Annotated in this window: 16 protein-coding genes; 9 read left to right on the top strand and 7 right to left on the bottom strand. The window is 67.8% G+C overall.

What is annotated here, in order from left to right:
• The first annotated feature begins 24 nt into the window (after positions 1 to 24).
• The 3 genes from AC5Y39_RS17765 to AC5Y39_RS17755 all read left to right on the top strand — a co-directional run bounded on the left by AC5Y39_RS17765 (position 25) and on the right by AC5Y39_RS17755 (position 3,364).
• Entirely contained in the window at positions 25 to 717 is a 693-nt protein-coding gene (locus AC5Y39_RS17765) for an NUDIX hydrolase (RefSeq protein ID WP_500020449.1), read from the top strand.
• A gap of 91 nt (positions 718 to 808) precedes the next feature.
• The gene (locus tag AC5Y39_RS17760; RefSeq protein ID WP_500020447.1) at positions 809 to 2,158 is read left to right on the top strand and encodes a lipase family protein; all 1,350 of its coding nucleotides are present in this window, start codon (positions 809 to 811) and stop codon (positions 2,156 to 2,158) included.
• 84 nt (positions 2,159 to 2,242) lie between these two features.
• Positions 2,243 to 3,364, top strand: coding sequence for an NAD(P)H-dependent flavin oxidoreductase (locus tag AC5Y39_RS17755; RefSeq protein WP_500020445.1), 1,122 nt, complete (start codon positions 2,243 to 2,245; stop codon positions 3,362 to 3,364).
• On the opposite strand, the gene AC5Y39_RS17750 is transcribed toward AC5Y39_RS17755, so the two are convergent.
• Genes AC5Y39_RS17750 through bioB form a run of 3 tightly spaced genes read right to left on the bottom strand, consistent with a single transcriptional unit; the run spans position 3,341 to position 5,104 of the window.
• On the bottom strand, positions 3,341 to 3,907 hold the full coding sequence (locus tag AC5Y39_RS17750) for a DUF2567 domain-containing protein (protein WP_500020443.1): 567 nt from the start codon (positions 3,905 to 3,907) through the stop codon (positions 3,341 to 3,343). The genes AC5Y39_RS17755 and AC5Y39_RS17750 overlap by 24 nt on opposite strands.
• A complete protein-coding gene (gene bsaP / locus AC5Y39_RS17745; RefSeq protein ID WP_499909944.1) occupies positions 3,904 to 4,104 on the bottom strand; it encodes a biotin synthase auxiliary protein BsaP in 201 nt (66 codons plus the stop codon). Before bsaP ends, AC5Y39_RS17750 begins: the two co-directional genes overlap by 4 nt.
• A gap of 4 nt (positions 4,105 to 4,108) precedes the next feature.
• Positions 4,109 to 5,104, bottom strand: coding sequence for a biotin synthase BioB (gene bioB / locus AC5Y39_RS17740; protein WP_500020441.1), 996 nt, complete (start codon positions 5,102 to 5,104; stop codon positions 4,109 to 4,111).
• Positions 5,105 to 5,194: 90 nt separating this feature from the next.
• Between bioB and AC5Y39_RS17735 the strand changes: the two genes are divergently transcribed.
• Positions 5,195 to 5,788, top strand: a complete 594-nt coding sequence (locus tag AC5Y39_RS17735; protein WP_500020439.1) for a TetR/AcrR family transcriptional regulator C-terminal domain-containing protein — start codon at positions 5,195 to 5,197, stop codon at positions 5,786 to 5,788.
• A 26-nt stretch (positions 5,789 to 5,814) separates the two neighbouring features.
• Here the strand turns inward: AC5Y39_RS17735 and AC5Y39_RS17730 are convergent, their stop codons facing one another.
• Genes AC5Y39_RS17730 through AC5Y39_RS17720 form a run of 3 tightly spaced genes read right to left on the bottom strand, consistent with a single transcriptional unit; the run spans position 5,815 to position 8,175 of the window.
• On the bottom strand, positions 5,815 to 6,324 hold the full coding sequence (locus AC5Y39_RS17730) for a 2'-5' RNA ligase family protein (RefSeq protein WP_500020437.1): 510 nt from the start codon (positions 6,322 to 6,324) through the stop codon (positions 5,815 to 5,817).
• 1 nt (position 6,325) lies between these two features.
• Positions 6,326 to 7,006: a dethiobiotin synthase gene (gene bioD / locus AC5Y39_RS17725; protein WP_500020435.1), complete on the bottom strand. Its 681-nt coding sequence runs from the start codon at positions 7,004 to 7,006 to the stop codon at positions 6,326 to 6,328.
• Positions 7,003 to 8,175, bottom strand: a complete 1,173-nt coding sequence (locus tag AC5Y39_RS17720) for an 8-amino-7-oxononanoate synthase (RefSeq protein ID WP_500020433.1) — start codon at positions 8,173 to 8,175, stop codon at positions 7,003 to 7,005. Before AC5Y39_RS17720 ends, bioD begins: the two co-directional genes overlap by 4 nt.
• A 160-nt stretch (positions 8,176 to 8,335) precedes the next feature.
• Here AC5Y39_RS17720 and AC5Y39_RS17715 point away from each other — a divergent pair, with 160 nt between their 5' ends.
• Together AC5Y39_RS17715 and AC5Y39_RS17710 are read left to right on the top strand one after the other, a co-directional pair.
• A complete protein-coding gene (locus AC5Y39_RS17715) occupies positions 8,336 to 9,745 on the top strand; it encodes an adenylate/guanylate cyclase domain-containing protein (RefSeq protein WP_500020431.1) in 1,410 nt (469 codons plus the stop codon).
• On the top strand, positions 9,679 to 12,132 hold the full coding sequence (locus AC5Y39_RS17710) for an ATP-binding protein (protein WP_500020429.1): 2,454 nt from the start codon (positions 9,679 to 9,681) through the stop codon (positions 12,130 to 12,132). Before AC5Y39_RS17715 ends, AC5Y39_RS17710 begins: the two co-directional genes overlap by 67 nt.
• Here AC5Y39_RS17710 and AC5Y39_RS17705 read toward each other — a convergent pair.
• Positions 12,125 to 13,432, bottom strand: a complete 1,308-nt coding sequence (locus AC5Y39_RS17705; RefSeq protein WP_500020427.1) for an adenosylmethionine--8-amino-7-oxononanoate transaminase — start codon at positions 13,430 to 13,432, stop codon at positions 12,125 to 12,127. The genes AC5Y39_RS17710 and AC5Y39_RS17705 overlap by 8 nt on opposite strands.
• A gap of 40 nt (positions 13,433 to 13,472) precedes the next feature.
• Here AC5Y39_RS17705 and glgX point away from each other — a divergent pair, with 40 nt between their 5' ends.
• From glgX to treZ, 3 genes are read left to right on the top strand one after another with little or no spacing between them, the layout of a single operon-like run.
• Positions 13,473 to 15,644: a glycogen debranching protein GlgX gene (gene glgX, locus AC5Y39_RS17700; RefSeq protein WP_500020425.1), complete on the top strand. Its 2,172-nt coding sequence runs from the start codon at positions 13,473 to 13,475 to the stop codon at positions 15,642 to 15,644.
• Complete coding sequence (treY, locus tag AC5Y39_RS17695; protein WP_500020423.1) at positions 15,641 to 17,947, top strand: malto-oligosyltrehalose synthase; 2,307 nt, start codon at positions 15,641 to 15,643, stop codon at positions 17,945 to 17,947. Before glgX ends, treY begins: the two co-directional genes overlap by 4 nt.
• On the top strand, positions 17,940 to 19,664 hold the full coding sequence (gene treZ, locus AC5Y39_RS17690) for a malto-oligosyltrehalose trehalohydrolase (protein ID WP_500020421.1): 1,725 nt from the start codon (positions 17,940 to 17,942) through the stop codon (positions 19,662 to 19,664). Before treY ends, treZ begins: the two co-directional genes overlap by 8 nt.
• Positions 19,665 to 19,717: the final 53 nt, after the last annotated feature.

The following is a 19,717-nucleotide window of genomic DNA, read 5'->3' as shown; positions in this document are numbered from 1 at the left end:
GGTTTTCGACTTACAATCGAAAACATGGTTCATACTAGCACCGAGCACGAGGTGCTCGCCGTCGTGTTCCAGGTTCGCCAGCTGGGCACGCCGAAACCGCAGCTCAGTGTGCTGTTGTGGGAACGCGCAATGAATCCGCAGCGCGGCGCGTGGGCGCTGCCGGGCGGAAAGCTGCGCAACGACGAGGACATGACCAGTTCGATTCGTCGCCAACTGGCCGAGAAGGTCGACGTACGTGAGATTGCTCACTTGGAGCAGCTGGCCGTCTTCTCAGATCCGGCCCGAGTACCGGGCACCCGCACCATCGCCTCGACGTTTCTGGGACTGGTGCCCTCCCCCGCGACGCCGGCGCTGCCCCCGGACACCCGCTGGCATCCGGTCGACGCGCTGCCGCCGATGGCTTTCGACCACGGGCCGATGGTCACCCACGCGCACAGCCGGCTGGTCGCCAAGATGTCCTACACGAACATCGGGTTCGCCCTTGCCCCAACGGAATTCGCGCTTTCCACGCTGCGCGACATCTACAGCGCCGCGCTGGGTTATCAGGTGGACGCCACCAACCTGCAACGGGTGCTCGCGCGGCGCAACGTCATCACCCGGACCGGCACGATCGCCCGTAGCGGCCGCAGCGGCGGACGCCCGGCCGCGTTGTACCGGTTCACCGACTCGCAGTACCGGGTAACCGACGAATTCGCGGCGCTACGCCCACCGGGCTGACCCGAGTCGGCAACAAACCGGCGCGCCGATTGGATTCTTATCGCTCTCTTAAAGTAACCTGCCGGTTGGTTGATCACGAAGGAGTGCTCACATGGATCCTGCCGGCCTGGCCCACGCGGCCCGCGCTGAGTGGATCGGCGCGGTACCGCACGAAGAGCTGCGGCGGGGCCGGCCGGTATTGCCTGATAACGACCCGTTCTACGAGCCCCCGCCAGGCTTCGAACACGCCGATCCCGGCACCGTGCTGCGCAGTCGTGATGTTGAGCTGGGCTTTTTAGGCGTCGTCCGGCAGAAGTTCCACGCGACCCAACTGTTGTACCGCAGCAGCGATCGCAACGGCCTACCTGAAGCCGCAGTGACGACCGTGTTGGTGCCCACCGAGCGTGGGCCGGAGAGGGTCTGCCCGCTGGTGTCCTACCAGTGCGCGATCGACGCGGTCACGTCTCGATGCTTCCCGTCGTATGCGATGCGGCGTGGAGCGTTCGCGCCCGGCGCGCTGGCGCAGTTCGAATTCCTGCTGATCGCCGCCGCGCTCGCCGAAGGCTGGGCGGTCTCGGTGCCCGACCACGAGGGCACCCGAGGCATGTGGGGCGCGCCCTACGAGCCGGGATACCGGATCCTCGACGGGCTGCGCGCAGCAACGAGCTGTGAGCGTCTGGACATCTCGGCCGACTCCCCTATCGGCCTGTGGGGCTATTCCGGCGGCGGACTGGCTACCGCCTGGGCCGTGGAGACCTGCGCGGACTACGCGCCCGAGCTCAACATCGTGGGCGCGGTGCTCGGCTCGCCCGTGGGTGATCTGGGAAGCGCATTCAAGCGGCTCAACGGCTCCATCTGGGCGGGGCTGCCGACCATGGTGATTGCCGCGCTGTGGCACATCTATCCCGAACTGCAGCGGGTCATCGATCGGCATGCCACCGAAGAGGGCCGCGCGCTGCTGAAGTCGGCGGAGAAGATGACGACGGCCATCGCAGTGCTTCGGCTGATGCGCAAGGACATCGACCACTACGTCGATCGTCCCCTCGAAGACATCTTGGCCGAGCCCGATCTTCAATACGTCTTCGACGACATCAAACTCGGCACGGCCGCACCCAGCCGGCCGGTGCTGATCGTTCAGGCCGTACACGACAAGATCGTGTCCGTCGACGACATCGACGCACTCACCGAGAGCTATCGCGCCGGCGGGGCGCCGGTGACCTACCACCGCGACATGTTCAGCGAACACATGCTGCTGCATCCGATGTCGGCGCCGATGACGCTGCGCTGGCTGCGCGACCGATTCGCCGGTCGGCCACTCGCCGAGCACCTGGTGCGCACCACATGGCCGACGATGTTCAACCCGTCCACCTACACGGGCATGCTGAAGCTGTTGACCATTGCCGGCCGGGTGATGACGGGCAGGAAACTGCGGCGCAAGCCGCTGTCGTACTCAGACGCCTGACGCGGCGCGGCCCGTCGCCGTCGAACGTGGAGTTGTGACACGGTTGCCGTGGGCGGTTTCACGCTGGCGGGACGAGGAGTGGCCATGAGAACAGCGATCTGCGACATGCTGGACATCGACATTCCGCTGCTTGCGTTCAGCCACTGCCGCGACGTGGTCGCTGCCGTGACCAACGCCGGCGGGTTCGGCGTGCTGGGTGCCGTGACGCTCACCCCCGAGCAGCTGGAGCAGGAGCTGAGCTGGATCGAAGCCGAAGTCAGGGGCAAGCCGTTCGGCGTCGACCTGATCGTCCCGGAGACGTCAGTGGGCAAGGGACAACGACTGACCTCTGAACAGTTCGCGGAGATGATCCCGGCCGAGCACCGCGCCTACGTCGACGCGCTGCTGGCCGAGCACGGCCTCCCGCCGGTGACGACCTCCAAGACGCCGCGGGTGTCGACCACCGACGACGCGAGCGAGAGTCTGATGGAGGTCGCGTTCAAGCACCCGATCAAGCTGATCGCCAACGCGTTGGGCCGTCCGCCGCAGTCCATGCTCGACGCCGCCAAGGCCCACGGTGTGCCCGTCGCCGCGCTGGCGGGTGCAAAAGAGCATGCGATCAAACACGTCAACGCCGGCGTCGACGTGATCGTCGCCGCGGGCACCGAGGCCGGCGGACACTGCGGCGAGGTGACGACGATGGTGCTGGTGCCCGAAGTCATCGAGGCCATCGCACCGCTACGGCCGGTGCCCGTGCTCGCCGCGGGCGGCATCGTGACCGGCCGGCAGATGGCCGCCGCGGTGGCGATGGGCGCGGCCGGTGCGTGGACCGGATCGGTCTGGCTGACAACCGAAGAAGCCGAAACCGCGCCCTACACCAAGCAGCGGATGCTGACCGCGACGTCGCGCGACACCGTCCGCTCGACATGCCGGACCGGCAAGCCGACGCGGCAACTGAAGTCGGACTGGACCGAAGCGTGGGAATCCGGGCGGGGCCCCAAGCCGCTGCCGATGCCGTTGCAGTCGATCATCAGCGAACCGGTGCTGCGGCGCATCGACACGCTCGCAGCCAAGGGCGACGAAGGCGCCCGCGCGCTGGCCACCTACTGGGTGGGTCAGGGTGTCGGCCTGATGAACTCCGTCAAACCCGCGCGGCAGGTGGTCTACGAGTTCGCACAGGACTATCTCGCGGCCGCCGAGCGCCTACAGAACAGCCTCGGAGACTGAGGATTGCACGGCTTGCGGTGATACGCCGAGATCGTCGTGGGCCGATGCGGCGGCCATGACGGCGTAGGTCAACGCCGCCGACGCCGCGGGCAGCAGCAGGCTCGTCAGGATCTGCAGCGGGCTATGCCCGAAGAACACTGCCGGCGCCTCGGTGAGGTAGTGGATCTTGTGGTCCCGTGGGGTTGCGTCGATGTCGATGTGCCCGTAGCGAATTCGGACCAGCCAGGCACCGGCTGCGGCCGCTGCGGCGGCTGCCGCGATGCCGCCCGCCGTGACGCCGATGACCATCTCCGGTCCGCGGGTTCGTCGCCACTGCCAGGCCAGCACCGCGCTGATCACCGCGAGCCCCACCAACAGCCCGGCCATCATCACCGCCGCGTCGAAGTAGTGGTCGGCCTCGTGACCGAGGTACTGCTGAACCGGATCGCCGGACTTGGTCACCGCGACCGCGCTGCGGATCGGCGGAGCAAGCCACGCCCACAGCGCGCCCGCCGCCGCGCCAGCGACGGCAATGCCTGCGGCGAAGGTCAGGGCAGCTCTCACCGGGCGGTCTCCACGTCCTTGGAATCCGTGACCCCGTGCCGTGAGCAGCGGGCCGACCAGCCGTCGGGACGCACCTGCACGGTCATCCGCCGGCCGCACTCGCCGCAGTAACGCGGCGGCTCCAGGCCCAGCTGCGCAGCCGTGGGCACCGCGGTGCCGGCCGGTTCGCCGGTGTAGACGTTGAACTTGCCCTGCATGACGTCACAGCGTCGCGTTCAAGGCCTTGATCGGCATTTGCAGATCCGTGAGCAGATCCAGGTCGGCCTCCGCCGGACGGCCCAGCGTGGTGAGGTAGTTGCCGACGATCACCGCGTTGATGCCGCCGAGGATCCCCTGCTTGGCGCCGAGGTCGCCGAGCGTGATCTCGCGGCCGCCGGCGAAGCGCAGCATGGTCCGCGGCAGTGCGAGACGGAACGCGGCGACGGCCTTGAGCGCCTCCGTAGCGGGCAGCACCTCGAGGTCGCCGAACGGCGTGCCGGGCCGCGGGTTGAGGAAGTTCAGCGGAACCTCGTCGGGCTCCAATTCGGCTAGCTGGCAGGCGAATTCGGCCCGCTGCTCGAGCGTCTCACCCATCCCGAGAATCCCGCCGCAGCACACCTCCATGCCGGCGTCACGCACCATCTCCAGCGTCTGCCAGCGTTCTTCCCAGGTGTGGGTGGTGACGACGTTGGTGAAGTAGGACCGTGCGGTCTCCAGGTTGTGGTTGTAGCGGTGCACGCCCATCGCGGAGAGCTGGTCGACCTGCTCTTGGGTCAGCATGCCCAGGGAGCACGCGATCTGGATGTCGACCTCGTTGCGGATCGCCTCGATCCCGGCGGCCACCTGTGCCAGCAGCCGCTCGTCGGGTCCGCGTACCGCCGCGACGATGCAGAACTCGGTGGCGCCGGTCTTCGCCGTCTGCTTGGCGGCTTCGACGAGGCTCGGGATGTCCAGCCATGCGCTGCGGACCGGCGAGCTGAACAACCCGGACTGCGAACAGAAGTGGCAGTCTTCGGGACAGCCGCCGGTCTTGAGGCTGATGATTCCCTCGACCTCCACCTCTGGGCCGCACCAACGCATCCGCACCTCGTGCGCCAGCGCCAGCAGTTCGTCGAGCCGGTCGTCGTCGAGTCGTAGCACCGCAAGCACCTGATCCTGCGTCAGGCCCTCACCACGCTCGAGCACCTGCTCGCGGGCCTCGGCCAGGATGTCCGTCATGTAGGCCTCCTTGTGCCTCTACTCGTCACGCCGCCACTTGAACACGTCTGCGGGCCGACCATTGAACGGTGTTCAGGTTAGGGTACGTGGGTGCAGCTGCACAAAAGCGACGTGGTCGACGCCGCGACCGCTCTCCTGGATAGCTACGGCATCGCCGACCTGACCATGCGCCGGCTGGCCCGGGAACTCGACGTCACACCTGGAGCCCTCTACTGGCACTTTCCCAGCAAGCAGGCACTTCTGGGTGCGGTCGCCGACCGGATCTTGCTGCCCGTCGGCGACGTTGCCGGCAGCTGGCGCGAGCGCGTGGCCGGGCTCTGCGGGCAGTTGCGTGAGGCGCTGCTTTCCCACACCGATGGTGCGGAGCTTGTGTCGGCCAGCTTCGCCGCCGGCCAGTCTGCGGCGATGACCTCTGTCGTGATGCGTCTGACGTGCGCTGCCGCCGAGGCCGGCGTCCCGGCGGCCCAAGCCGAGCTGGCGGCCCGCACCGCCGTGTACTACGTGCTGGGCTTCACAGCCGACGAACAGTCCCGGCTGCAGTGGGACGCCGCCGGTGCGTTGCCCGAGGCGCAGTCGGTGTTGACGACGGATCCGAGCGCCCGGTTCGCGTTCGGGTTGCGGCTGCTGGTCGACGGGATGGCGGCTTGCGCCGAGGCGGTAACTGCCGCGGAGAATGCCGAGTAAGGGCCACGCGGAATACCGTTTCGGCGTCAGGTGATGAGGTGCTCGACGCGCTTGTTGCCGATCCAGTGCCGTAGCCCGACGAACTGCCCGCCGATGTCGCGGGTCGTCGTGCGCATAGCCAGCGCCTCGGCCAGCTGCGACGCCTCCACGCGCCGCGCCAGTGTGGTGTGCGGACTCCATTGCCCCACAACGGTATTGGGCGCGGGACCGGGCTCCAGGTACGGCGAGCAGATCTGCACCACGTCGGCATGGGCCGCCAGCAGCTGCGCTGAGGGCACCACCTGACGCACCAGGACGAACGGAGAGCGCCCGAACACCATCGGCGCACCGATCAGGCAGTCCAGCGGCAGCCGTTGCAGCACCTCCCGGAGCGGTTCGTCGGCGTCAGCCGAAATGCCGTCGGCCACAAGCAATGTCACGTGCGGCCTGCTGGTCGAGGCCGGGGTCCGCAAGCCGAGGTCGGCCAGCGCCACCCACACCCGCCGGATCGCCGCTTCGGTGTCCTGGTCGAACAGCAGCTCGATCGAGTGCACCATGTCAGGCGGTCAGCTCCGCCAACCAGTCGCTGTCGAGCGCCGAAGCGCTCATCTGCTCGAACTCCTGCGGGGAGAGCCGAGCAGCGCCGGCCGGCAGCACCGCACGCAGCGGCGCCATCTTCGCCAAGGCCTCGCGGTTGCCGAGTTCGACGGGTCCCGGCTCGGCGGGCCACGCGCCGATGATCAGTCCGGCGCACGAAACCCCTTGCGAATGAAGGGCTTCCAGTGTCAGTGCGGTGTGGTTCAGCGTGCCCAATGCGGCCCTGACGACGACGAGCACGGACCCGTGCGAATCCCAGGCCAGATCCCGCAGCGTGGCGCCGTCCTCCCCCAGCTGGACCAACAGCCCGCCGGCGCCCTCGACGAGCGTGAGCTGGTGGCTGTGGTCGACCACGCGCAGGAACACGTCGAGCTCGACGCGGTTGGGCAGCGCAAGACCCGCCCGTTGCGCTGCGGCAGCGGGCGCCAGCGCCTCGGGGTAGCGCCACGACCCGAACGTCTTCTCGACGCCCGACAGCCGGGCGACCTCCGCGAGATCGTCATCGCCGTCGATGGTGCCGGTCTGGACCGGCTTGCACACCACCACGTCGATGCCCGCCAGCCGGGCACGGCATGCGAGCGCGGCGGTCGCGACGGTCTTGCCGACGCCCGTGTCGGTGCCTGTGACGAAGAGATGGCTCACGCGCGTGTCGAGCGGCTGCGAGCCGCACCGAGCACGTCTGCCAGCACACGGCGCGCGGTGTCCAGTTCGTCACCGGAGAGCGACGCCCTGGCTGTCAGCCGCAGCCGCGACGTGCCCGCCGGCACCGACGGCGGCCGGAAGCAGCCGACTCGCACGCCTCGTTCGAGGCACGCCGCGGCCGCGGCCACCGCCACCTCCGGCGCGCCGAGGATCACCGACACCACGGCCGATTCCGGCCGCTCCGCCACCCCGCAGGTCTCGGCGAGCAGCGCCGCGGTGTGCAGCACCTCCCGCGGCCGCTGCGGCTCGGCAATCAGCACGCGAAGCGCCGCCAGCGCCGCACCGATGGCGGCGGGCGCCAGTCCGGTGTCGAAGATCATCGGCCGGGCCGCGTCGATCAGATGGTCGCGGACCGCGACCGGGCCGAGCACGACGCCGCCCTGGCTGCCCAGCGCCTTCGACATCGTCGTCGTCATCACCACGTCAGGGACTCCGGCCAGGCCGACCTCGTGCAGCAGGCCCCGGCCGCCGTCACCCCGCACGCCAAGCCCGTGCGCCTCGTCCACGATCAGCAGCGCGCCGTGGCGTCGGCACACCTCGTGCAACGACAGCAGCGGCGCCAGCGCGCCGTCGGCTGAGAACACCGAGTCGGTGATCACCACCGCGCGTTCTTCGGATCGCGAGGCCAGTGCGGCGTCCACTGCGTCGACATCGCGGTGCGGGCTCACCACCACACGCGCCCGCGACAGCCGGCACGCGTCCACCAGAGAGGCATGGCTGTGCGCGTCCGACACCACCAGCGAGCCGGGGCCGGAGAGGGCGACCACCGCCGCGAGGTTCGCCGTGTATCCCGACGAGAACACCAAAGCCGCTTGCGCACCGACGAATTCGGCGATCGCGGCCTCGAATTCCTCGTGCAGTTCGGTGTTGCCGGTGACCAGCCGCGAGCCGGTGGACCCCGCGCCCCAGGTGCGCAGCGCCTGCACACCGGCGTCGATCACCGCGGGGTGTTGCGACAGACCCAGATAGTCGTTGGAGGCCAGGTCCACCTCGGCGCCCACCGGTGAGCGGCGGCGAAGCGACCGCCGCAGCCCCGCGCTGCGGCGTTGCGCTTCGACCTCGTCGAGCCACGCCAGGGGAGAAATGTCGGTGCGGTTCAGTGGCGTCATTCCGACTTACCCTAAGCCAGCCCTGCGCGCTGCAGCGCCCTGCACCCTCGCAGCAAACATTGACGTGTTCGAAAAATGGCACCTCGACAGAGAGCGCACGCGGCTACTCTCACAGCAAGTCCACAGATCAGCCTCGAAGCCCGGCAGGGGTGCGCTGCGCGTGAAGGTCTTCATCAGCTACTCGAGTCTCGACCAGCCCGCGGTCGAGAACTCCCTCGTCGCCGACCTGACTCGCGCGAGGCAAGACCTTTGGTTCGACCAGGAGCGCACAGGTGGCGAAGCGTGGTGGGCGGACGTTCTCAGGGAAATTCGCAACTGCACCGTGTTCTTGTTCGCGCTGTCGGACAATTCACTTTCGTCCAGGCTCTGCCGGGCCGAACTGGCATACGCCAAAGCCCTTGGAATTCCTGTGCTTTCAGCGCAAATCGGGCGTGTGAGTAGCTCGGCCGGGCCGGTCTCCTCGGCGCAGCAGGTCGATTACCGAGAATCGACGAAAGACACCGGAATCGCTCTGATCTCGGCCCTGCACGAATGCTCGAGTCAGCGTTCGCCGCTGCCCGATCCGCTGCCGGAGCCGCCGCCGACGCCCTACGCATATCTGCTCCGATGCGGCACCTTCATCTGCGGTCAGCAGGAGATCGCTGCATCAGAACAGGTAGCGCTGCTGCACGAGCTCCGCGCCGCTCTCGACTCCGAGAGGGAGGACTCGGTCCGCAACGACATCCGGCAGTTGCTGCGCGAATTGCGCTCCCGCGCAGACGTGACCTTCGCGGTTGCCAGAGAGATCGACGACATTCTCGCGCCGGTCGCGGTGCCGGTGGAGGTGGCCGTCGCCGGCGTTGCCCAAACTTTCCCCACGCACGCGACGCTGGCTACCGGCGGCTCCGAGGCGGACGCAGAGGATGTGTTCTCGACGCCGGCAGTCGCCGGCGAGATCCGGCGCCTGACGATCATGTTCGCCGACCTTGTCGACTCGACCGTGCTGTCGACGACAGTCGAACCCGAGGTCTACCGACTGCTTGTGGGTCGCTATCGCGACGAAGTGCTGCGGGTGGTCAACCGCTATGAAGGACACATCGGCTCGACGAAGGGCGACGGTCTGCTGGTGGTCTTCGGACATCCGCATCCCCACGAAAACGACGTGCGCCGGGCAGTGCAGGCCGGCTTGGACATCACGCGTGAGGTGGCGCGGCTGAGCGCTCACGCCCAGCGCCGCTTCGGCGCACAGCTGAACGTGCGGGTGGGAATCCACCGCGGCCCGGTGTACCTCGACACCGCACAGGACGATGTCTACGGCTTGGCCGCCAACCTGGCGGCACGCGTATCAGGCCTGGCGCCACCCGGATCCCTTGTTGTCTCCGACACCGTCGAGCCGTTGATCCGGCAGACGTTCGAACTGGAGGCCCTGACTCCAGCGCCCGTGAAGGGCGTCGACGGGCTGATCACCCACTTCCGAGTGGTCTGCGAGCGGACGGACGGAGCGCAAACACTCTGGCCCCGCTGGTGGGTCGCGAGCGGGAGATGGCGCGGCTGCGCAAGACCTGGACCCGCGCGCAGACAGGCACACTGACAACGCCGGGCGTGGTCTTTCGCGGTGAGGCCGGCATCGGCAAGAGCCGGTTGGCAGCAGCGGCGGCCGAGCTGGTCCGAGCCGACGGCGGGATCGTCCTCGAGTTGGTCGGGTCCCCGTTCCACCCGGAGGTCGGGCTGCACCCGGTCCGGTCGTTGTTGGAGCGGCGATGCGGCATCAATCGCCACAGCACCCCCGAACAACGACTTCAACTGCTGGGCGCCGAGATCAACGCGGTGGGACTCGATTCGCCCACCGCGCTGCCGTTGTTGGCACCGGTGCTCGCCATCGGCCCCGAACACGGCTACCAGGTGATGCCCGTTGAAGGCCGGAGGCTGCAAGAACTGATCGCCGATGCGGTGCAGCGCTACCTGTACGCATGCCTGGACGGCTCCCCTGGCCTCTTGATCGCCGAAGACGTGCACTGGTTCGACCCCTCGACTCTCGAGATCCTCGGTGCGCTGCTGCGGCCTTCCGGCGAGCGAATGATGCTGGTGCTCACGGGCCGCGACGGGAATTGGTTGTCGCCCGACTGGGCGGTGAAAACATTCGACCTGGCCGCGTTGACTCCCGAGGAGTCGGAGGAGCTGATCGTCTCTCTCAATCCGGCGGTGTCAGCCGATGAATGCGCGTCAGTGCGAGAACGCTGCGACGGCGTGCCGTTCTACATCGAGCAGGTGACTGCCGGCTTGGGCATGGCCGGCGACGGACACGGACCGGTAGTGCCCGACCCGCTCTACGAGCCGCTCTTCTCCCGGCTGCTGGCGAGCCGCAACGTGGTACCTGTGGTCGAGGCCGCCGCGGTGATCGGACGGCACGTCGAGCGGTCGTTGTTGATCGCGGTCTCCGGGTTGTCCTCCGAAGAGGTCGACGACGTACTCGACGAACTGGAAGAAGCCGCGGTGCTCGAGCCGTGGGGCGCCGACGGCTGGCGGTTCCGCCACGAATTGCTCCGCGAAGTCGCCGCTGAACTTGCTCCGCCGAGCGTGCGCCGCAGCTTGCACGCACGGGTGGCCGACACGCTGGTCGCCGGTAGCGGCGCCGATCCTGATTGGCGATTGGTCGCCGCCCATTACGAACGAGCCGAGCGTTACGACGACGCCGCGTCGGCTTACCAGCGAGCCTCCGCCGACGCGCGGCGCCGGGGAGCGCTGATGGAGGCCCGCACCTACTTGACGCATGGCCTGACGCAGCTCGAGAAGTGTTCGCCGAGCCCCGAGCGAGACCGGCGGGAAATCGGGCTGCGGCTCGATCGCGGATTCTTGGCGTCAGCCGCCGAGGGCTACATGAGTCCGGCGGTCGTCACCGACTTCGAGCGCTGTCGGGAGTTGGTCGGCGCTGACATGAGCGACGACCAGGCGCTCGCAACGCTGTTGGCCGTCGCGTCGTTTCACTGTTCGCGCGCCGAACTGCGACGAACCGAAGAACTCATAGAGCTGGTCCAGACCGGCCAGGACGCCGACAGGCCTTGGTTCCGGCCGGTGATCGACGGGTTCTTCGGCATGGTGGCGTTTCAGCGGGGCGACTTCCCCACGGCCCGTTCGTGGTTCACCACCGCGGCGGCAGGTGTCGCCGAAGCAGAGGCGCCCCACCTCGAGGCGCTGTGGTTCATCCCGCACGACTCCGTGGCGATAAGCCATGAGCATTTGGCCATCGACCGGGTCCTGCACGGCGATATCGCCGCAGCAGAGGCCGAGATGGAGAAAGCCAAGCGCCGATCGGAGCGGCTGGCATTTCCGACGGGCCCGTACAACTACACCTACGCCGTCGATATGGAGATCTGGATGCGGGTGGAGGCCGGTCAGCTCGACCGCGCCGAGACGCTCGTCGACGAGATGCTCGAGAGGTCGGAGCGGCACGGCTTCGACTTCTGGCAGATGTTCGGCATGACGGAGCAATCGCTGGTGCAGGCCTACCGGTTGCTGTCCTCAGACGAGCCGGATTCGGCTGCCCTTTCCGCTGCGATCGAGGCGATGACGCAATGGGTGGAACTCTGGCGCGCGCTCGGTCTGGTCGCTTATCAGACCCACTACGACTGCCGACTCGCGGAGCTGTTGATCGCGGCGGGGCGCACCGATGAGGCGCGAGACCGGATCCGCACCGGGCTTCAGATCGCCGAGGACACCGGGATGCATTTCTATGACGCTGAGCTTCTTCGGGTACGCGCCCGCACGCAGCCCGACGACGACAAGCGGGCTGCCGATCTGGCCACGGCAATTCAACTCGCCCACCGTCAGGACGCGCCGCTGTTCGAATTACGTTCTGCCACAGACGATTTCGTGTCGCGGGGCGCGCCTGCCCGCGCAACCCTGGCAACTGTAGTCGACCGCTTCGCTGTGGACTGCGAGTTGTCTGACGTGGCGCGAGCGCGCGCACTGATCAACTGACCGCAGACCCTTTGCCGACTGAACCGGCGACGGCCACCATCGCGGTGGTGATGCGGTCGATCTCGTCGGGTGAGCAGATGTAGGGCGGCATCGCGTAGACGAGGTTGCGGAAGGGCCGCAGCCACACGCCGTGGTCCAGCGCGACAGGCGTGGCGACCGCGAGATCCACCGGCTCACGCATCTCGATCACCCCGATCGCGCCGAGTACCCGGACGTCCGCGACGCCGTCGAGCCGTCGCGCCGGCTCCAGACCTGACCGCAAACCCGCTTCGATCTCCCCCACCGGCGACCGCCAGTCCTGGCCGAGCAGCAGCTCCACCGACGCCACCGAGACCGCACACGCCAGCGCGTTGGCCATGAACGTCGGGCCGTGCATCAGCGCGCCCGGTTCGTGGCTGCTGATGGTCTGCGCCACCTCGCCCGTGCACAGCGTCGCCGCCAGGGTGAGGTAACCGCCGGTCATCGCCTTGCCCACGCACATGACGTCCGGCGCAACCCCGGCGTGGTCAGCGGCGAACAGCTCTCCGGTGCGCCCGAACCCGGTCGCGATCTCGTCGAAGATCAGCAGGACGCCGTAGCGCCGGCACATGTCGCGCAGGTCGGCCAGATAGCGGGCGTCGTGGAACCTCATCCCCCCGGCGCCTTGGACCACCGGCTCCACGATCACCGCGGCCAGCTCGTCGGCGTGGCCGGCCAGCTGCTCCTCGAACGCGGCGCTGTAGGAAGCGTCGTACTGGGTCGGCACCTGCGGCGCGAACACCTGCCTGGCCAGCACGTCCGTCCACAACGAATGCATGCCCCCGTCCGGGTCGCAGACGCTCATCGGGGTGAACGTGTCGCCGTGGTAGCCACCGCGCCAGGTCATCAGCCGGTGCTTGGCCGGCCGGCCGAGGCTGCGCCAATACTGCAGCGCCATCTTGACCGCCACCTCCACCGACACCGAGCCCGAGTCGCTGAAGAACACGGTCTCCAATCCGGGCGGGGTGATGTCGACCAGAAGCTGCGCCAGCCGCGCCGCCGGCTCGTGGGTGAGGCCACCGAACATCACGTGGTTCATCGTGGCCAGCTGGTCGGCGATCGCCTTGTCCAGCACCGGATGGCCGTGACCGTGGATCGCCGTCCACCACGAGCTCATCGCGTCCAGCACCTCGACCCGGCGCCTGTCGCGCACCACTGTCAGCGCCGCGCCGTGGGCGCCCACCGCGACCGTCGGCGCCAGCGCCTGCGCGCCGATGGGGCTGTAGGGATGCCAGATGTGCGCTGCGTCGATCGCGCCGATCTCGTCGGGAGTCAACGGCACGAAGACTGAGAGTACGGACGCGGGCCGATAGGGTCGAATCGTGGCCACGAGTGACTCGAATCCGAACACCGGGCCGATCCTGGCGACAGTGTGGCCCGGCACTCCGTATCCGCTCGGCGCAACCTACGACGGCGCTGGCACCAACTTCTCGCTGTTCTCCGAAGTCGCCGAGAAAGTGGAGCTCTGCTTGATCGAACGGAACGGAACCGAAGACCGGATCCGGCTCGACGAGGTCGACGGGTTCGTCTGGCACGCCTACCTGCCGGGCGTCACCCCGGGCCAGCGCTACGGATTCCGGGTGTACGGGCCGTGGGAGCCGGCCGCCGGGCACCGCTGCGATCCGAGCAAGCTTCTGCTCGACCCGTACGGTAAGGCCTTCGACGGCGAGTTCACCAAGGGCCCGGCGCTGTTCTCCTACGACCTTGCCGCCGCCGAACACGACGACTCCGCGTCGGTCAAGGGCCCGATGCTCGACTCACTGGGCTCCACGATGACCAGCGTCGTGGTCAACCCGTTCTTCGACTGGGGCTCCGACCGCGCGCCGCGGCGGCCGTACAACGAGACGATCATCTACGAGGCCCACGTCAAGGGCATGACGCAGACCCATCCCGGCCTGCCCGAGGAGCTGCGCGGCACCTACGCGGGCCTGTGCCATCCCGCGGTCATCGAGCACCTGCTGTCGTTGAACGTCACCGCGATCGAGCTGATGCCGGTGCACCAGTTCATGCACGACTTCCGGCTGCTCGACCTCGGCCTTCGGAACTACTGGGGCTACAACACTTTCGGCTTCTTCGCGCCGCACAACGCCTACGCGTCGGTCCGCCAGCCCGGTGCCGCCGTCGCCGAGTTCAAGACCATGGTGCGCACGTTTCACGAGGCGGGTATCGAGGTGATTCTCGACGTGGTTTACAACCACACCGCCGAGGGCAATCAGCTGGGGCCCACCATCAACTTTCGCGGCATCGACAACGCCGCCTATTACCGGCTCGTCGACGAGGATTTGCGCTATTACAGGGACTACACCGGCACAGGCAACAGCCTCAACGCGCGTCACCCCCACACTCTTCAGCTCATCATGGATTCGTTGCGCTACTGGGTGCTGGAGATGCACGTCGACGGCTTCCGGTTCGATCTCGCGGCGACGCTGGCGCGGGAATTACACGACGTGGACCGGCTTTCCGCGTTTTTCGACCTGGTGCAGCAGGACCCCGTGGTGAGCCAGGTGAAGCTGATCGCCGAGCCGTGGGACGTCGGCGAGGGCGGCTACCAGGTCGGCAACTTCCCGGGTCTGTGGACGGAGTGGAACGGCAAGTACCGCGACACGGTGCGCGACTACTGGCGCGGTGAGCCGGCCACTCTCGGCGAGTTCGCATCGCGGTTGACCGGATCGTCGGACCTCTACGAAGCGACCGGGCGCCGGCCCAGCGCCAGCATCAACTTCGTGACCGCGCACGACGGGTTCACATTGCACGATCTGGTGTCCTACAACGAGAAGCACAACGAGGCCAACGGCGAGGACAACCGCGACGGCGAAAGCCACAACCGGTCGTGGAACTGCGGCGTGGAAGGACCCACCGACGACCCGGAGATCATCAAGCTGCGCTGCCGGCAGATGCGCAATTTCCTTGCCACGCTGATGATTTCCCAAGGCACGCCGATGATCGCGCACGGCGACGAGATGGGCCGCACACAACGGGGCAACAACAACGTCTACTGCCAGGATTCCGAGTTGTCCTGGATCGACTGGTCGCTGACGGAGAAGAACGCCGAACTGCTGGCGTTCGCGCGCAAGGTGACCAAGCTTCGCAAGGACCACCCGGTATTCCGCCGGCGCCGCTTCTTCGCGGGCACGCCGATCCGCACCGGCGCGCAGATCCGCGACATCGCGTGGCTCACCCCGGCCGGCCAGGAGATGACACTCGAAGACTGGGACAGTGCATTCGGCAAAGCCGTCACAGTGTTCCTCAACGGTGCGGCCATTCCCGAGCCCGACGCGCGGGGATATCCGGTCGTCGACGACTCCTTTCTGCTGTGCTTTAACGCACATGGCCATGACTTAGATGTCGTTGTGCCGCAAGGTATTTATGGCAGCCTGTGGCAGGGATGCCTGGATACCGCGGACCCGGTGGGAAACACCGATCTGACAGTGCGGGCCGGCGAGAAAATCACAATGGAGGCGCGTTCGGTGATCGTGTTGAGAAGAGCAGCGTGAGTCCCCACCCGGTGGTGTCCACCTACCGGCTGCAGATGCGCGGGCCGGCCAGCGGCGAGGCGTTCACCTTCGCCGACGCCGAAGGCCTGCTCGACTACCTCGACGACCTCGGCGTCACCCACGTCTACCTGTCGCCGATCCTCACCGCGGTCGAAGGCTCCACGCACGGTTACGACGTGACCGATCCGACGTCGGTTTTCGACGAGTTGGGCGGCGCCGACGAATTCGCGCAGCTGTCCGCCGCCGCTCGCACGCGTGGACTGGGACTGGTGGTCGACATCGTCCCCAACCATCTCGGTGTCGATGCGCCACAACAGAATCCGTGGTGGTGGGATGTGCTGCGCCACGGCCGGGAATCACAGTACGCCACGTACTTCGACATCGACTGGGCCCCGGACAACGGTGTCGACGGCAAGCTGGCGCTGCCGGTACTGGGCTCCGACGAGGACGTCGACCAGCTGACCGTCGACGGCGACCTGCTGCGCCTCGGCGACCTGGCGTTCCCGATCGCACCGGGCACCGGTGACGGCACCGGACCTCAGGTGCACGACCGCCAGCACTACCGGCTGATCGGCTGGCGGCGCGGATTGTGCGGCTATCGACGGTTTTTCGCGATCACCTCACTGGCCGGGCTGCGACAGGAAGACCGCGAAGTGTTCGACGCCAGCCACGTCGAGGTCCGGCGGTGGTGCGCCGACGGCCTGGTCGACGGCTTGCGGGTCGACCATCCCGACGGGTTGTCCGACCCGACGGGATATCTCGCGTGGCTGCGCGAAATCGCCGGCCCGGACGCGTGGATCGTCATCGAGAAGATCCTCGCCGTCGACGAGGCGCTTGATCCAACGCTGCCGATCGCGGGCACCACCGGCTATGACGCGTTGCGCGAAATCGGCGGCCTGTTCGTCGACCCCACCGGCGAGCCCGCTCTCACCACATTGTTCGAGACCGCAGGCACCGACTACGCGACCATGCCGGAGCTGGCCCGCACACTCAAAGCCACCACCGTCACTCGCACACTGGCCAGCGAGTTGCGCCGGTTGTGCCGCGCGATCGTCCGGGTCACCGGCACTGGTCATCCGCAGTTGGCCGATGCGGTGGCCGCGCTGGTCAGCCGAATTCCGTTGTACCGCTCCGATTACCTGTGCCTGGCGGCGGTGCTGCCCGCCGCCCTGGCCGAAACCGTCACCGCGGAACCGCAGTTGGCCGAGGCGCTGGCGATCGTGACGGCTGCTCTCGCGCACGACGAGCCCGCGGTGCGCCTGCAGCAGCTCTGCGGTGCCGCGACAGCCAAGTCGGTGGAGGACTGCTTGTTCTACCGCGACGCCCGGCTGGTGTCGCTCAACGAAGTCGGCGGCGAACCGGACCGCTTCGGCGTCAGCGCAGCCGAATTCCACCAGCGAGCCGCCGACCGGGCGCGGCTGTGGCCATCGGCCATGACGACGCTGTCGACCCACGACACCAAACGTGGCGAGGACGTGCGCGCCCGGATCGGTGTGCTGTCGCAAGTCCCGTCGCTGTGGGCGGAGTTCGTCGGCGGCTGGGAGCAGCGATCGCCGGCACCGGACCGGACGACGGGAATGTTTCTGTGGCAGAACATCTTCGGCGTATGGCCAGCAGACGGTGTGGTCACGCAGGAGTTGCGCGATCGGCTGCACGGGTACGCCGAGAAGGCGATGCGCGAGGCAGCCACCCGCACGTCGTGGAACGACCCGGACGACGACTTCGAATCCGCCGTGCACCGATGGCTCGATACGGTGATCTCCGGGGATATCGCCGCGGAGCTCACCGGCTTGGTGGCCCGCCTCGACCCGCATGCCCGCAACGACGCACTGGGCCAGAAACTCGTGCAGCTCACCGCGCCCGGTGTGCCCGACGTCTACCAGGGCACAGAGCTGTGGGAGGACAGCCTGGTCGACCCGGACAACCGCCGGCCCGTCGACTATGCGGTGCGGCGGTCCGCCCTTGCGGCGCTCGAACATCCGAAGATGCGCGTGACCGCATCCGCGCTGCGGCTGAGGCGCCGGCGTCCCGACACCTTCCTCGCCGGCCGCTACACGCCGATGCTTGCGACGGGGCGGTCCCGCGCTCATCTGGTCGCATTCGGCCGGGGCGACGACGTCGTGGTGGCGGTCAGCCGCTGGACGTTACGATTAGCCGAAACCGGTTGGGATGACACGGCTCTCGCGCTGCCAGCCGGTCGGTGGACCGATGTCCTGACGGGCAAGCTGTTCGAGGGCGACGTGTCGGCCGTCGAGTTGTTCGGCGAGTTGCCGGTGGCGTTGTTGGAGCGCACCGATGACTGACTTCGCGGTCTGGGCGCCGATCCCCGAGCGGGTGCAGCTCGACGTCGAAGGCACCCTGTATCCGATGCAACGCAGCGACGACGGCTGGTGGCGCGCGACCGTCGACACCGCGCCCGACGCGCGGTACGGGTTCGTCCTCGACGACGACCCGAAGGTGCTGCCGGATCCCCGCTCACCGCGGCAGCCCGACGGCGTACACGAGCGCTCGCAGTTGTGGCAGCCGGCGGCTGACGCATGGTCGGACCAGAACTGGTCTGGCCGCTCCATCGAAGGTGCGGTGATCTACGAGCTGCACATCGGCACGTTCACCCCTGAGGGCACGCTGGACTCGGCGATCGACAAGCTCGACTACCTGGTGCGCCTGGGCGTGGATTTCGTCGAGCTGATGCCGGTCAACGCGTTCGCCGGCACGCACGGGTGGGGTTACGACGGCGTGCTCTGGTATGCAGTGCACGAACCTTACGGCGGACCCGACGCGCTGGTGCGGTTCGTCGACGCCTGCCACCGGCACGGGCTGGGTGTGCTGATCGACGCGGTGTTCAATCACCTTGGGCCGTCGGGAAATTACCTGCCCCGGTTCGGTCCGTACCTGTCGTCGGGCAGCAACCCGTGGGGTGAGGGTCTCAACCTGTCCGACGCGGGCGCCGACGAAGTGCGCCGCTACATCATCGACTGCGCGCTGCGCTGGATGCGCGACTTCCACGCCGACGGCCTGCGCTTGGACGCGGTGCACGCCTTGGTAGACACGACGGCCATCCACATCCTCGAGGAGTTGTCCGCCGAAACCGACGCTCTGTCAGCCGAACTCGGCCGTCCGCTGTCGTTGATCGCCGAAAGCGACCTCAACGACCCGCGGCTGATCACCCCGCGCGAGGCGGGTGGCTACGGCATGACCGCGCAATGGGACGACGACATCCACCACGCCATCCACGCCGCGGTGTCCGGTGAACGGCAGGGTTACTACGGCGATTTCGGCACACTGGAAGTGCTGGCCACCACGCTGCGCAACGGCTACTTTCACGCGGCGACGTATTCGTCGTTCCGGGGTCGTCGGCACGGCAGGCCGCTGGACAAGAAGACCATCCCCGCTACCCGGCTCTTGGCCTATACCTGCACCCACGATCAGGTCGGCAATCGCGCCGTCGGTGACCGGCCGTCGCAGAACCTCGACTTCGGGCAGCTGGCGGTCAAGGCCGCGCTGGCGCTCGGATCCCCTTATACGGCAATGCTTTTCATGGGTGAAGAGTGGGGCTCGTCGCATCCGTTCCAGTTCTTCACCTCGCACCCGGAGCCGGAGCTGGCCAGGGCCACCGCCGAGGGCCGTAAGGCGGAGTTCGCTCACCACGGCTGGGATGCCGACGAGATCCCCGATCCACAAGACCCGCAGACGTTCCTGCGGTCCAAGCTGGACTGGGACGAGGTGAGCCTCGGTGAGCACGCCCAGCTGTGGCACGTCTACCAGCAACTGATTGCGTTGCGGCACAACGAACCTGACCTCGCCGACCCGTGGCTCGAGCACCTCCGCGTCGACTACGACGAGGACCAGGGCTGGCTGGTGATGCGGCGCGGGGCGCTTTCGATCGCCTGCAACATCGGCGCCGAGCCGGCGCTGGTGCCGGTCAGCGGCGAGGTGGTGCTGGCCTGGGGGGAACCGGTGGTCGACGGCTCGCGGATACGTCTCGCGGGGCACTCGTTTGCGATCGTGCGCGCGGCGTAGGCGGCTACGGCTTGGTCAACGCGGGGCAGCGGCATTGTGCTACGGTGTGCTAC

Source organism: Mycobacterium sp. NGS39 (assembly GCF_059812765.1).
This window is presented reverse-complemented; position numbering and strand designations above follow the sequence as displayed.